This window comes from Klebsiella sp. Q11, from assembly GCF_964241505.1.
In the GTDB taxonomy this organism is placed as follows: domain Bacteria; phylum Pseudomonadota; class Gammaproteobacteria; order Enterobacterales; family Enterobacteriaceae; genus Klebsiella; species Klebsiella michiganensis.
In genome coordinates this window covers 44,952-59,499 of the sequence record NZ_CAXSXW010000018.1, presented here as the reverse complement: position 1 = coordinate 59,499, position 14,548 = coordinate 44,952, and the positions used below count along the sequence as shown (strand labels likewise).

Below are 14,548 nucleotides of genomic sequence, written 5' to 3'. Positions count from 1 at the left end.
AGTTATTTTTCAATATTTCTTGTTCTGTTCATAAACGACTCACAGGTACGCAAATTTTTTGTGTGCCTGTGAGTCGTTGCCGGCTTGCCCGGTTATCTTTATCCATGATGGTTAATTGACGGATTAATGCCATGAGTTTTAATGCCAAAGATATGACGCAGGGTGGTCAGATTGCGAATATGCGTTTTCGCATGTTTGGTCAGATTGCCAATATTATATTTTATGTGCTGTTTATTTTATTCTGGGTGTTATGTGGGCTGATGCTGATGTACCGTCTCAGCTGGCAGACCTTTGTGAACGGCTGCGTTTACTGGTGGTGTACGACACTGGCGCCGATGCGCGATATTATTCGCTCTCAGCCGGTCTATACGATTAGCTATTACGGAAAGTCTCTGGAATATAATGCGGAACAAATTCTTGCCGATAAATATACTATCTGGTGCGGTGAGCAGCTGTGGACGGCATTTGTTTTTGCCGCCATTGTGTCGCTGACAATCTGCGTGGTGACGTTCTTTGTCGCCAGCTGGGTGCTGGGCCGCCAGGGGAAACTGCAGAGTGAGGATGAAAATACCGGGGGGCGCCAGCTTTCCGATAAGCCCAAAGATGTGGCCCGCCAGATGAAACGCGATGGAGCGGCCTCCGATATTAAAATTGGCGACCTGCCTATTCTTAAGAATTCTGAAATCCAGAATTTCTGCCTCCACGGAACCGTGGGCTCCGGTAAATCCGAAGTCATCCGCCGGCTGCTGAACTACGTCCGCGCCCGGGGCGATATGGCCATCATCTACGACAGGTCCTGTGAGTTTGTCAAAAGCTATTACGACCCGTCACTGGATAAAATCCTCAACCCGCTGGATTCGCGCTGTGCGGCCTGGGATTTGTGGAAAGAGTGCCTGACGCTGCCGGATTTCGACAACATCTCCAACACCCTTATCCCGATGGGCACGAAGGAAGATCCGTTCTGGCAGGGTTCCGGTCGCACCATCTTTGCCGAAGGTGCCTACCTGATGCGCGGGGACAAGGACCGCAGTTACGAAAAGCTGGTTGATACCATGCTGTCCATCAAAATCGATAAGCTGCGTGCGTACCTGCAGAACACCCCGGCCGCCAACCTGGTCGAGGAGAAAATTGAGAAGACAGCCATCTCCATACGTGCCGTGCTGACCAACTATGTCAAGGCCATCCGCTACCTGCAGGGGATTGAAAAGAATGGCGAGCCGTTCACGATCCGCGACTGGATGCGCTGCGTACGTGAAGACCAGCCTAATGGCTGGCTGTTTATCTCCTCGAATGCCGATACGCACGCCTCCCTGAAGCCGGTTATCTCGATGTGGCTGTCGATTGCCATCCGCGGTCTGCTGGCGATGGGGGAGAACCGTAACCGGCGTGTATGGATTTTCGCTGACGAACTGCCCACGCTGCACAAGCTGCCAGACCTGGTTGAAATTCTGCCGGAAGCCCGTAAGTTTGGTGGCTGTTATGTGTTCGGTATCCAGTCTTACGCCCAGCTGGAAGATATTTACGGCGTGAAGCCTGCCGCCACGCTGTTTGACGTGATGAACACAAGAGCCTTCTTCCGTTCCCCGAGTAAGGAGATTGCCGAGTTCGCCGCCGGCGAAATCGGTGAGAAAGAAATCCTCAAGGCCAGCGAGCAGTATTCCTACGGGGCTGACCCGGTGCGTGATGGTGTGTCGACCGGGAAGGAAAAAGAGCGGGAAACCCTTGTCAGCTACTCCGACATCCAGACGCTGCCTGACCTGTCCTGCTATGTCACCCTGCCGGGGCCGTATCCGGCCGTGAAGCTGGCCCTGAAATACAATCCCCGACCGAAAATCGCCGAGGGCTTTATTCAGCGCCGTCTCGATACTCGCATCGATGAAAGACTCAGTGCTCAGCTGGAAGCCCGGGAAGCCGAGGGGAGTCTGGTTCGGGCATTGTTCACGCCGGATGAGCCTGTGTCTGAGCCAGCCGAAGAGAAAGCCGGTGTTCAGCCTGAGCAGACTAAACCTGCTAAAGACAGCGTACTGCCTGTGCCGGTAAAAACCTCGTCGATGGCAGCAGAGGGTGCCGGTAAGACGCCAGCCGTCCCGTTATCTGGTGCTCCCGTCACGAGAGTGAAAACCGTTCCATTAATCCGGCCTAAACCTGCTGCTTCGGTGACCGGCACTGCTGCAGCGGCATCCACGGCCGCGGTGAGTGCGACTGCGGGCGGGACGGAGCAGGAACTGGCGCAGCAGCCTGTCGAGGCGGACCAGGATATGTTGCCGGCCGGAATGAACGAGGATGGCGTAATTGAAGACATGCAGGCTTATGACGCCTGGCTGGAAGGTGAACAGATACAGCGGGATATGCAGCGACGCGAAGAGGTCAATATCAACCACAGCCGCAGTGAGCAGGATGATATCGAAATCGGAGGAAACTTCTGATGATGTCGATTGGTTCGGTAAAGTCGGCGGGGAGCGCCAGCAATTACTATACAGACAAGGATAACTATTACGTTATCGGATCTATGGATGAACGCTGGCAGGGAAAGGGCGCGGAGGCGCTGGGCCTTGACGGGAAGGTGGACAAGCAGGTGTTCACTGACCTGCTGAAAGGAAAGCTGCCGGACGGCAGTGACCTGACCCGGATGCAGGATGGCGTGAACAAACACCGGCCAGGTTATGACCTGACCTTTTCCGCCCCTAAGAGCGTGTCTGTCATGGCCATGATCGGTGGGGATAAGCGGCTGATTGATGCCCATAATCAGGCCGTCACAGAAGCCGTAAAACAGGTGGAAACGCTGGCGGCGACCCGGGTCATGACGGACGGAAAAAGCAAAACCGTGCTGACCGGCAATCTCATTGTGGCGAAATTTAATCACGACACAAACCGCAATCAGGAGCCCCAGTTGCACACCCATGCCGTGGTCATCAATGCGACGCAGAACGGCGGCAAGTGGCAGTCTCTTGGCACCGATACGGTGGGTAAAACGGGCTTTATCGAGAATGTGTACGCAAATCAGATAGCCTTCGGAAAACTCTACCGGGAGGTGCTCAAACCTCTCGTTGAGAAACTCGGCTATGAGACGGAAGTGACAGGCAAACACGGCATGTGGGAGATGAAAGATGTGCCGGTTGAGCCGTTTTCCACCCGCAGTCAGGAGGTCAGGGAGGCTGCAGGCCCTGATGCCTCCCTGAAGTCCCGCGATGTGGCCACACTGGATACCCGTAAATCGAAAGAAACCCTCGATCCGGCAGAAAAAATGGTGGAGTGGGTGAACACCCTCAAAGAGAGCGGTTTCGATATTCACAGCTATCGCGAGGATGCCGATAAGCGCGCTGCAGAAATCAACCGTGCGCCCGTCAGTCCGGCGAAAACCGACGGCCCGGATATCAGCGACGTGGTCACGAAAGCCATTGCCGGTCTCAGCGACCGCAAAGTGCAGTTTACCTATGCCGACATGTTGGCCCGCACGGTCAGCCAGCTGGAGGCGAAGCCGGGGGTATTTGAACTGGCCAGAACGGGCATTGATGCGGCTATTGAGCGCGAACAGCTTATCCCGCTCGATCGCGAGAAAGGTCTGTTCACCTCAAACATCCACGTCCTTGACGAATTGTCCGTTAAAGCGCTGAGCCAGGAGGTTCAGCGCCAGAATCATGTCTCCGTCACGCCTGATGCCTCTGTTGTGCGTCATGCACCTTTCAGCGATGCGGTCAGCGTGCTGGCGCAGGACCGGCCGGCGATGGGGATTGTTTACGGACAGGGAGGGGCCACGGGGCAGCGGGAGCGGGTGGCTGAGCTGACGCTGATGGCCCGGGAGCAGGGGCGCGATGTGCATATCCTTGCTGCAGATAACCGGTCTCGTGATTTTCTCGCCGGGGATGCCCGTCTGGTGGGGGAGACGGTCACCGGCAAGTCTGCCCTGCAGGACGGAACCGCGTTTATCCCTGGCGGGACGCTCATTGTGGATCAGGCAGAGAAGCTGAGTCTGAAAGAGACCCTTTCCCTGCTCGATGGCGCCATGCGCCATAACGTGCAGGTTCTGCTGTCCGACAGCGGCAAACGCAGCGGGACCGGCAGCGCGGTGACCGTGCTGAAAGAGAGCGGGGTGAACACGTACCGCTGGCAGGGCGGAAATCAGACGACGGCAGATATCATCAGCGAGCCGGACAAAAATGTTCGTTACAGCCGGCTGGCACAGGAATTTGCTGTCAGCGTACGCGAGGGACAGGAGAGCGTGGCGCAAATCAGTGGCACGCGCGAGCAGAATGCCCTGAACAACGTTATCCGCGACACCCTGAAAAACGAGGGCGTACTGGGGGCGAAAGAGATAACCGTCACCGCCCTGACGCCGGTGTGGCTGGACAGCAAAAGCCGGGGCGTGCGCGACTATTACCGCGAAGGGATGGTGATGGAGCGGTGGGACCCGGAGACACGGAAGCATGACCGGTTTTTGATAGACCGGGTGACTGCGAGCAGCAATATGCTGACCCTCAGGGACAAAGAGGGGGAACGTCTGGACCTGAAAGTTTCGGCTGTCGGCAGCCAGTGGACGTTATTCCGGGCCGATAAACTACTGGTGGCGGACGGTGAACGTCTGTCGGTGCTGGGGAAAATTCCCGAAACACGGCTGAAAGGTGGCGAGAGTGTCACAGTGCTGAAAGCGGAGGCCGGACAGCTGACAGTGCAGCGTCCCGGGCAGAAAACTACCCAGATCCTGGCAGTGGGCGCCGGGCCGTTCGACGGTATCAAAGTCGGGCACGGATGGGTGGAAAGTCCCGGCCGTTCGGTCAGCGAAACAGCGACCGTTTTTGCCTCCCTGACGCAACGCGAGCTGGATAATGCCACGCTGAATCAGCTGGCGCAGAGCGGAAGCCATATCCGGCTGTACTCTGCACAGGATGCGGCCCGCACAACAGAGAAGCTGGCCAGGCATACCGCCTTCAGCGTGGTGTCTGAACAGCTGAAGGCCCGGGCCGGCGAGACAGAACTTGATGCGGCCATCGCATCACAGAAAGCCAGGCTGCACACTCCCGCAGAGCAGGCCATTCACCTTTCCATTCCCTTGCTGGAAAGCGACAACCTGACCTTCACACGTCCTCAGTTGCTGGCCACGGCGATGGAGTCCGGGGGAGGCAAGGTCCCGATGGCGGATATTGACAGGTCCATTCAGGCGCAGATTAAAGCGGGCAGTTTGCTGAATGTGCCGGTGGCGCCCGGTCAGGGAAACGACCTGCTGATTTCCCGTCAGACCTGGGATGCCGAGAAAAGCATCCTGACCCGGGTGCTGGAAGGAAAAGAGGCTGTTGCTCCCCTGATGGACAGCGTGCCGGGTAGCCTGTTGTCAGATCTGACGTCCGGGCAGCGAGCTTCCACCCGGATGATACTGGAGACTACTGACCGGTTCACGGTGGTTCAGGGCTATGCCGGGGTGGGGAAAACTACTCAGTTTCGGGCCGTGACGGGAGCCATCAACCTGCTGCCAGAAGAGACACGGCCGCGCGTTATCGGACTCGGTCCGACGCACCGTGCGGTCGGGGAAATGCAGAGTGCCGGCGTGGATGCGCAGACTACCGCCTCCTTCCTGCATGACACGCAGCTCCTGCAGCGTAATGGCCAGACACCGGATTTCAGCAACACGCTGTTTCTGCTCGATGAGAGCTCAATGGTGGGGCTGACAGACACAGCGAAGGCGCTCTCCCTGATTGCGGCCGGGGGAGGGCGCGCTGTGCTCAGCGGTGATACCGACCAGCTGCAGTCCATCGCGCCGGGTCAGCCGTTCCGGCTGATGCAACAGCGCAGCGCCGCGGATGTGGCCATTATGAAAGAAATCGTGCGCCAGGTACCGGAACTACGACCGGCGGTCTACAGCCTGATTGACCGGGATATCAACACTGCGCTGGCCACGATCGAAAAGGTCACCCCGGAGCAGGTGCCGCGAAAAGACGGGGCCTGGGTACCCGAAAATTCCGTGGTGGAATTCACCCCCGCACAGGAGGAGGCGATACAGAAATCGCTGAATAAGGGAGAAAGCGTGCCGGCAGGTCAGCCCGACACGCTGTACGGGGCACTGGTGAAGGACTACACCGGCCGTACCCCCGAAGCGCAGTCGCAGACGCTGATTATCACCCATCTGAATGATGACCGGCGGGCGCTGAACAGTCTGATTCATAACGCACGGCGGGAGAATGGCGAAACCGGCAGGGAAGAAGTCACCCTGCCGGTACTGGTCACAAGCAACATCCGTGACGGAGAGCTGCGCAGGCTGTCGACCTGGACCGCTCACAGGGGGGCAGTGGCCCTGGTCGACAATGTCTACCACCGTATCGGGAGCGTGGATAAGGAGAACCAGCTTATCACCCTGACAGACAGTGAAGGAAAGGAGCGTCTTATTTCACCCCGGGAGGCGTCCGCAGAAGGTGTCACGCTCTACCGAGAGGAAGCCATTACTGTGTCTCAGGGGGACAAAATGCGCTTCAGCAAGAGTGACACGGAACGTGGCTATGTGGCTAACAGTGTGTGGGAGGTCAAATCTGTTTCTGGTGACAGTGTCACGCTGTCGGACGGCAAAACCACCCGAACGATGAACCCAAAGGCTGATGAGGCGCAGCGGCACATCGACCTCGCGTATGCCATCACTGCCCACGGCGCTCAGGGGGCCAGTGAACCGTATGCCATCGCGCTGGAAGGTGTGGCCGGTGGTCGGGAACGGATGGCCAGCTTTGAATCCGCCTATGTCGGGTTATCGCGTATGAAACAGCATGTTCAGGTGTATACCGACAGCCGTGAGGGCTGGATAAAGGCCATTAATCATTCACCTGAGAAAGCGACGGCCCACGATATTCTGGCACCCCGTAACGACCGGGCTGTGAAAACAGCAGAGCTTCTGTTCGGACGGGCAAAGCCACTGGATGAAACAGCCGCAGGCCGGGCAGCCCTGCAACAGTCCGGTCTGGCCCGGGGGAGTTCACCGGGTAAATTCATTTCTCCGGGGAAAAAATACCCGAAGCCGCATGTGGCGTTGCCGGCGTTCGATAAAAACGGGAAAGACGCCGGTATCTGGCTCAGTCCACTGACGGATAAGGACGGCTGCCTGGAGGCCATCGGTGGCGAAGGCCGCGTGATGGGCAACGAGGCAGCGCGGTTCGTGGGACTGCAGAACAGCCGCAATGGTGAAAGTCTGCTGGCCGGTAACATGAGCGAAGGCGTCAGAATGGCCCGCGACAATCCCGACAGCGGGGTGGTCGTCCGGCTGGCCGGTGATGACCGCCCCTGGAATCCGGGGGCCATCACCGGCGGCCGCGTCTGGGCAGATCCGGTACCGGTTTTTCCACAGACCGGCGCTGACGTGCCGCTTCCGCCAGAGGTACTGGCGCAGAGGGCCGCAGAAGAGGTACAGCGCCAGCAAATGGAGAAACAGGCGGAACAGACCGCCCGGGAGGTGGCCGGAGACGGGCGCAAAAACGGTGAGCCGGACGACCGGATTAAGGAGGTTATCGGCGACGTTATTCGCGGGCTTGAGCGTGACAAACCGGGAGGGGGAAAAACGGTACTGCCGGATGACCCGCAGACCCACAGGCAGGAAATGGCGGTTCAGCAGGTGGTCTCAGAGAGCCTGCAGCGGGAACGTCTGCAGCAGATGGAACGGGATATGGTTCGTGATCTCAGTCGTGAAAAAACGCTCGGGGGCGACTGACGCGCCTACGGCTTGTCTGCTCCGGCAACCTCCCCGATTAAAATCGGGCACCCTGCCGGGGCGCTGATAAAAGGATAGGAAGATGACAACATATGAAACGCGTCTTAACGCCATCGGCCGCTGGCTGCAGGGGCTGCTGACCTGGACGCCAGGACAGACGGATATCATCAAGACCATCGCGCTTGTTCTGATGGTAATCGATCACACCGGCCTGCTGCTGGCCGGGAATAATGAGGTGATGCGTCTGCTGGGGAGAGGCTGTTTTCCGCTGTTTGGTCTGGTCTGGTCTGGGGAATGAATCTGGCCAGGTATCACGACATTCGCCAGTCGCAGCTGAACCAGCTCTGGTGCTGGGCCCTGATAGCGCAGGGATCGTTTATCCTGGTGGGATACCCCTGGTATATGGGGAATATCCTCTTTACTTTTGCCGTTACCGGACAAGCGATGCGTTGGTTCAGTCTGCGTACCCGTAACGACATTCTGCTGGCGATCGCTATTGTGGTGGCCTGGTTGCCACTGTCTACAGACAGTTACGGTCTGGCCGGGGTATTCATGCTGATCAACAGCTACCGGCTGTGTCGTGCTACAGAGCCCGTGGAAAGAACCGGCTATGCTTTACTCTGGGCAGTCATGGTTCTGCTGATGAACCTCCATGATGCCGGGCAGTCCGTGGCGGGACTGGCAATTGCAATACTGGTCGTGGGTGTCTGCTCGGATACCGGGAAGCATGTTAAACGATTCTGGCCGACGCATTTTTTTGTCCTGTTTTACACCGTTCACCTGGCGCTACTCGGCATACTCGCCGGGTGACGGGCAGAAATTAGCCGACTGTCAGTCGGGAGGATGATCCGGCAGGCAACCTGGCGTATCTTACTCACTCAGTGTTAACTGCAGGATTACTTCAACCTATGACGGAAGATAAACGTCCAACCCTCAGCCTGAAACGAAAGCCGGCGGAACAGACGGCCGGCCAGGCTGCCGATACGCCCCGCATCGTCAGGCGTAAGCAAGTGGTGAATGTCACCACGCCGCCGGCATGGAAAGTGAAGAAAGGGAAGCTGGCCAGAAAAGCGGAACAGGGAAAACCGGTCAAATCAGTTCCGACAGAACCTGAAAACCCAGGGAAACCCGCCCGGACGATTCGTTACCTGCGTCTGCCGGAGCTGCAGGTGGCCGTTGACACCCTGAAGACCTGGTGGCCTGCTCTCTTTGATGGTAACACGCCGCGCCTTCTGGCTACGGGGATCCGGGAAGCGATCTTTGCTGATATGATCGCTCGGGGTATACCGTTGTCCCATAAACAGGTGATTAAATGCCTGAAACGAATTACCCGTTCTGAAATGTATCTCTCATCGATGACCGCGGGTGCGGAGCGCGTTGATTTAACTGGGCAACCGGTGAGCCAGGTGACCGATGATGAAGAGCAGTATGCGCTCCAGCGGATGGAAAAACAGCACCGGCAGCAGGCCAGACTTCAGAATGAAATCATTTAATCTGTTTTAATTCAGTTTATTTAATCTGTATTCCCTCTTTAACTCTGCCAGTGTCATTGAATACTCTGGCAGAGTGATAATATCTGCCCGTCACACATTGTCATTTAAAAGGATATTTATGAAACTTAAAGCTGCCTTAATAGCCTCGGGTGTTTCTGTGATATTAATTCATAGCTCTCTGTTATATGCTAACGAAATAACACCTGTATTTACTCCTGAGCAGGAAAGCCGGATTGGCGAAATTGCCGCAGATTATATGCGTGCACATCCGGATATTCTTATCCCGATGAGTGAGACGTTACAGCAGGAGCAGCAGGAAAAACAAACCCGGGGATTAAAATCAGCCGTACTGGCACAACAGGCCCGGATAGTGGCAGATAAACGTATTAGCTGCAGACAGCGCTGTCATGGTGGTTGAGTTCTTTGATTACCAGTGTATCTGGTGCAGCCGGCTGGCGCCCGAGCTGGAAAAGGTCATGAAAGCGAACAAAAACGTACGCTACTACTTTATGGAATGGCCGGTGTTCAGCAGTCGCTGTCCGGAATCTCTGCTGGCGGCAAAAACCGGACTGCAGGTCTGGAAAGAAAAAGGGGAGGATGTATACCTCAAATATCACAATGGCATTTATGGCACAGGAATGAATGAAGGGTGTCATCGAATCAAAATCTGTAAATATACAATTCAAAGAAAATACTATTAATGAAATTAATGCAACTCTGAAAGATATCGATGATATTGCGACTGCAAAGGGATTAACCGGTACACAGGGGGTTATTATCATGCCCGTTAAGGGAGCATCCGCGGATAATACCACGGTATATGCCGGAATGACTGAGGCAGAAAATACTCAACAAGCAATAAATAAGGCGCAGGGAAAATAAGAGATGAAACGAATAACACTGTCGGGTCTTCTGGTGGTCTGTTTATTTTTTTCTGGCGGATCGATAGCTCAGCCAACCGTGCAGGCCGGCTTTTCTCCTGAAGGTTCAGCGCTGCAACTGATTCTGAACACGATTGATACCGCAAAAGAAAGCATCCGTCTAATGGGTTACAGCTTTACGTCACCGGAAGTGACCCGGGCACTGATAACGGCAAAGCAGCGGGGCGTCGATGTCAAAGTGGTTGTCGACTGGAAAGCGAACAGCGAAAAAGGCAGTGCCGGCGCAGCGGCGATGAATCTGCTGGTCAACGCCGGCATTCCTGTGCGAACGGTCAGTAAGTTCAGGATCATGCATGACAAGGTGATTATCACTGACGAGAGGAATGTGGAAACAGGATCGTTCAACTACACCCGTGCAGCGGCGCGCAGTAACTCAGAAAACGCGCTGGTTATCCGGGATTACCCGGTGCTGGCTGAGATCTACCTGCAGCACTGGCAGTCCAGATGGGAGACGGGGACTAACTGGGTTCATGCATACTGATTTTTCATTGCCGTAGATTTCAACTAATTGAGCAGACAAATAAAAACCCCGCTTACCACTTTTCTACCAGGAAAAATAAGCGGGGTTGGATGCTGTTGCTTGTGAACACAACGTATGGAGATTACCCCCATGGAAAAGGTATTACAAGAATATCGGTTGATTTTTGAGCATCATTTATCTGGCAAGGGAGATGTAGTCAATGGATAAGGTTTCCTGCTCTAGCTATGTGCAAGTACATAATCCTTATCCGGTGTTTACCGTACCTTGTAAGAAGGGAACGCAAACACCTAAACGTACACTGCCATTTAACAAGAAACTGATGTCCAAAGTTGAGGGTTTTACGGATACATTTATCTTCACAGTGCTCGTGGCTGATACAAGAGCTAACGGTTACAGGAAACGGCGGCCGCCAGCCCTCAGATGCCGCGCTATAAACGCACTACTTCAGGGATTGTGCTTCCATTATGATCCCCTTGCTAATCGGGTAAATGTCACCATGACGACACTGGCCTCTGAATGTGGACTTGCTACTGAATCGGAACAGGGAAATTTATCAATTTGTCGGGCGACACGTGCTTTACGCTACCTGGCAGAGGAGCTTGGGCTGATAACTTATCGTACGGAGTATGATCCAGATGCAGGTTGTTATCTGCCAACGGATATTACTTTCCTGCCACGCTTATTTGAGGTTCTTGATGTTTCGCCTGAATCGATTGATTCCGTCCGCAGAAGTCGGGCTGAATATCTTAATTTGCAGAGATCTGCAGAAGGTCGGAGCAGACTAAGCCTTAACGAGTTAGTTACTTTGGCCTGGGGGGTGTTCCGCGCCCGTTTCAAAGCGTACAGACTGATGCGTAAAGCTTATGGAGAGAAACGATGCAGAGCCAGAAAAGAAGCTCAACTGACCTTCCGGGAGATATCCGAACGTGTGAGGAAGGAGCTTACGCTGGAGATTGCAAAAGGACTGTTTGTCTCTGATTTATCCCGGATACGCGATGAGATTAAGAGAAGAGTAAAAGAGAGGATGATTCTTTCGCGCAGTCTATGTACACGGATATAGAACCAACTGGCTTTTCGACACCTCACGGTTAATAAGGTCTCCATGACCAAACGACTGATATTGCCTTGTCATTACCTCGCTCTGATTTGCGCTCACCGCCCACCATGGTATAATTCCATAATATTGTGTGTTAATCGCGTTTTATAGAGATAGTTCACATTATGCTGGATTTATCGTTTAGAAAGCCTGACGAAATGGTTTCTCTCTTGTGCGATCGACTGCGCAAAGAACGAATCAATCAACAGATGACCCAGTCAGAACTGGCCAAAAGGGCTGGCATTGGGGTGAATACGTTGTCAAATCTGGAATCGGGGAAAAATACTGGGTTTGAGAATATTATCCGTGTAGCCATGGTCCTGGGGCGGACTGATGAACTGCAAGGACTATTCAAACCCAGACTTGAAAGCCTCGAAGATCTACGCCGTTATGAGTCCACCTTAACCCGAAAACGTATCAGAAGTAAGGGAGGCCATAATGAATAGTATTGAGGTTTTTTACGAAGGCTGGGGAGAGCGCTGGCTCTGGGGTACCTTAGTCAGTACGACTGTGTTGACGGGGCGACCAGTTATTGTTTTTGAATATAGTCCTGCCGCCCGTGAGAAAGGACTGGAACTGGCACGTTATACGCTGCCGCTTTCTGGTCCTAGTCTCCGGAGAGATTTTCCACAGCACCAACTGGGGCTCCCTGGACCTGTCTATGATTCACTACCTGACGGGTGGGGAATGTTACTTATGGACAGACTGTTCCGTAAACGCGGACTCAGCAGCGCAAGAATTGGTCCTCTTGAACGTCTCGCGTACATCGGCAGTAATGCTATGGGCGCGATGTCATATATGCCGGCATCACCGGACGTCTTATCTGTCCAGGACTATATCCCGATTAGTCAGTTAGCAGCAGAGGTCCAGGAAGTTCTGAAGGGGGAAGGGGGGGAGTTTCTCAACCGACTTCTGCTTATGGGGGGATCACCACAGGGAGCGAGGCCAAAAGCCCTTCTTTACCGGGACTCCGGGACCGGTGAGTTTACAACGGTACCTGCTCTGGGACTTGAACCATGGCTAATAAAATTTCCGGCAAGGCAGGAACATCCTGAAGTTTGCGCCGTAGAAATGATATACGCCCAGTGTCTGAGAGAATGCGGGATTGATACTCCTGAGACGGAATATTTTGAGTTACCAGGTGAGCAGGCTGCGTTTGCAACCAGAAGATTTGACAGAGAGCGGGGAATGAAAGTCCCTATGCAAAGTCTTGCTGCTTTTACTGGTGCAAACTATCAGGTTCCGGGTTCAATGGACTATGCCAGTTTTCTTCGGGCGACACAGCTCTGTACAAATGATGTCCGTGAAAAAGGACGCGCATTCGAACGAGTGGTATTTAACGTCATCTTTAATAACAGAGACGATCATCCAAAAAACTTTGCCTATCTGATGTCAGCAAACGGGAACTGGTCGCTGGCGCCAGCCTTTGACATTACATTCTGTGACGGTCCAGGCGGATACCATCAGATGGATGTCATGGGCGAAGCGCTTACTATAGAGCGTGAGCATCTGATGAATCTCGGGATACGGGAAGCTGAACTGGAGGAAAGCCGGGTGAATGAGATTATCGACCGGATAGCCAGTGTGGCTACGACATTTTCGAAGAAATGTCATGAGCTCCTTCCAGGAAAGGTTACCAGGGATACCCTTAGTTATATCCAGACTCGCATCGATGAGAATATTAGCGGTATCAAATCCTGAACCGCGCTTAAACGGCGAGGGCTTCCAGTATCTCAGGCCACCGCCGTCTTCAGTCAAGTAACAAAACAGTATGGATGGCTCTTCTCTCTTTGCGGAACGACATATCCACTATTAACTGCAAGAGACCAGGCTGGTTAACTGATAACCGGCGTCTATCCAGGCTGCAAGTATTCTTTTAAAAACCCTTTAACTGCATTCTTTTAAACTAAGTACCTGTTCATGGTCAGTTATGAGGATAATTATTAGTTACAACATTCATAAAGAGTTTTCCTTCCTCACCCTGAGAGCCCGCTGCCTTTTCTGAACCCCGAGCCCCTCTCTGGCCACAATCCAATACCGTGCACAGCTGCAACAACAGAACCCTTTCCACCACTGAAAAGCGCCGCCGCCCCCGGCCGAAGGCCGGGGAAAGACATCGCTTTTAATGATGGGTGTTGTAACTATTTATTCTTCATCGCTGTAAGTCGTGCTGCTGCAATCCCGGGGTATACGCTCGTAAGCGCCTGACGGCACTAACGCGGAGATACGCCCCGACTGCGGCTGTCGCCTTGTCGGGTCCACTCCGACCGCGTACAGAGGCTTCTGTGATGTTTTAAGCGGGTATGGCTTTGCCAGCTACCGTGTTAAGTTCCCTGGTGTCGCTGAAATAACTGAAGAACATCCCCCTAAGCGTCAGCAGCAAGCTGCCGCCGCTAAGGCCCCGGAAATCACGCCCTTTACGTCGTAAACGCCGTAAAGCCCGCTCACCGGGGTTAAAAGGGATTACTTTTACTTCTTCATTGCTGTAAGCGGGTTAAGGCTAATCAGGGCAGGGGGTAGGGTGGCAGAGTTTATAGCCAGGTAACCGGCTACGCCGGGCTTTCGGCGCCATTTGACTCCACAGACACATGTAACCTCATCTGGCGCCTCCATGCCGCTGACGCGGCATCCAGAAGTTTCCCGATGCTGTAAGTCTTAACGTCTGCTTTGTGCCAAAAGCGGAAGTAACTAACAGCAGTCTGTGTGAAAATACGGGGAGCAGGTTAGTACTCCTTAATTACGCCCAACTGGTCGATGTTGGTGATGTGGAAAACCACGATAAGAGGTGTCAGAAATCGACTTTAATACATCCGGTCTCAAAATGGTCGATTAAGACTCTATATTTCAGACTATTAGTCT

At 54.1% G+C, this 14,548-nt stretch carries 10 protein-coding genes and 1 pseudogene; all 11 read left to right on the top strand.

What is annotated here, in order from left to right; genetic code table 11:
• Positions 1-131 precede the first annotated feature (131 nt).
• Positions 132-2,426, top strand: a complete 2,295-nt coding sequence (gene traD / locus ACESQ2_RS24145) for a type IV conjugative transfer system coupling protein TraD (RefSeq protein WP_110522043.1) — start codon at positions 132-134, stop codon at positions 2,424-2,426.
• Entirely contained in the window at positions 2,426-7,678 is a 5,253-nt protein-coding gene (traI, locus tag ACESQ2_RS24140) for a conjugative transfer relaxase/helicase TraI (RefSeq protein WP_110522042.1), read from the top strand. Before traD ends, traI begins: the two co-directional genes overlap by 1 nt.
• Positions 7,679-7,760: 82 nt before the next feature.
• Positions 7,761-8,488 (top strand): annotated as a pseudogene (gene traX / locus ACESQ2_RS24135) (type-F conjugative transfer system pilin acetylase TraX).
• Between the two features lie 98 nt (positions 8,489-8,586).
• Complete coding sequence (locus ACESQ2_RS24130) at positions 8,587-9,171, top strand: fertility inhibition protein FinO (RefSeq protein ID WP_049077826.1); 585 nt, start codon at positions 8,587-8,589, stop codon at positions 9,169-9,171.
• 118 nt (positions 9,172-9,289) lie between these two features.
• Positions 9,290-9,589 (top strand): hypothetical protein, encoded by a 300-nt coding sequence (locus tag ACESQ2_RS24125; RefSeq protein ID WP_224250947.1) that lies wholly within the window; start codon positions 9,290-9,292, stop codon positions 9,587-9,589.
• 58 nt (positions 9,590-9,647) lie between these two features.
• Positions 9,648-9,872: a hypothetical protein gene (locus tag ACESQ2_RS24120; protein ID WP_224250948.1), complete on the top strand. Its 225-nt coding sequence runs from the start codon at positions 9,648-9,650 to the stop codon at positions 9,870-9,872.
• On the top strand, positions 9,814-10,053 hold the full coding sequence (locus ACESQ2_RS24115; RefSeq protein WP_224250949.1) for a hypothetical protein: 240 nt from the start codon (positions 9,814-9,816) through the stop codon (positions 10,051-10,053). The genes ACESQ2_RS24120 and ACESQ2_RS24115 overlap by 59 nt, the downstream gene beginning before the upstream one ends.
• A 3-nt stretch (positions 10,054-10,056) precedes the next feature.
• Complete coding sequence (locus tag ACESQ2_RS24110) at positions 10,057-10,593, top strand: phospholipase D family protein (RefSeq protein WP_049077828.1); 537 nt, start codon at positions 10,057-10,059, stop codon at positions 10,591-10,593.
• A gap of 199 nt (positions 10,594-10,792) precedes the next feature.
• On the top strand, positions 10,793-11,653 hold the full coding sequence (repA, locus tag ACESQ2_RS24105; RefSeq protein WP_075209041.1) for a plasmid replication initiator RepA: 861 nt from the start codon (positions 10,793-10,795) through the stop codon (positions 11,651-11,653).
• A 161-nt stretch (positions 11,654-11,814) separates the two neighbouring features.
• Positions 11,815-12,135 (top strand): helix-turn-helix domain-containing protein, encoded by a 321-nt coding sequence (locus tag ACESQ2_RS24100; RefSeq protein WP_049077829.1) that lies wholly within the window; start codon positions 11,815-11,817, stop codon positions 12,133-12,135.
• Positions 12,125-13,390, top strand: a complete 1,266-nt coding sequence (locus tag ACESQ2_RS24095; RefSeq protein WP_049077831.1) for a type II toxin-antitoxin system HipA family toxin — start codon at positions 12,125-12,127, stop codon at positions 13,388-13,390. The genes ACESQ2_RS24100 and ACESQ2_RS24095 overlap by 11 nt, the downstream gene beginning before the upstream one ends.
• The last annotated feature ends 1,158 nt before the right edge of the window (positions 13,391-14,548 follow it).

Excerpts from the sequence above, each read along its gene's own strand:
- traD (WP_110522043.1), top strand. The coding sequence starts at position 132 with ATGAGTTTTAATGCCAAAGATATGACGCAGGGTGGTCAGATTGCGAAT.
- traI (WP_110522042.1), top strand. The coding sequence starts at position 2,426 with ATGATGTCGATTGGTTCGGTAAAGTCGGCGGGGAGCGCCAGCAATTAC.
- ACESQ2_RS24130 (WP_049077826.1), top strand. The coding sequence starts at position 8,587 with ATGACGGAAGATAAACGTCCAACCCTCAGCCTGAAACGAAAGCCGGCG.
- ACESQ2_RS24125 (WP_224250947.1), top strand. The coding sequence starts at position 9,290 with ATGAAACTTAAAGCTGCCTTAATAGCCTCGGGTGTTTCTGTGATATTA.
- ACESQ2_RS24120 (WP_224250948.1), top strand. The coding sequence starts at position 9,648 with ATGAAAGCGAACAAAAACGTACGCTACTACTTTATGGAATGGCCGGTG.
- ACESQ2_RS24115 (WP_224250949.1), top strand. The coding sequence starts at position 9,814 with ATGAAGGGTGTCATCGAATCAAAATCTGTAAATATACAATTCAAAGAA.
- ACESQ2_RS24110 (WP_049077828.1), top strand. The coding sequence starts at position 10,057 with ATGAAACGAATAACACTGTCGGGTCTTCTGGTGGTCTGTTTATTTTTT.
- repA (WP_075209041.1), top strand. The coding sequence starts at position 10,793 with ATGGATAAGGTTTCCTGCTCTAGCTATGTGCAAGTACATAATCCTTAT.
- ACESQ2_RS24100 (WP_049077829.1), top strand. The coding sequence starts at position 11,815 with ATGCTGGATTTATCGTTTAGAAAGCCTGACGAAATGGTTTCTCTCTTG.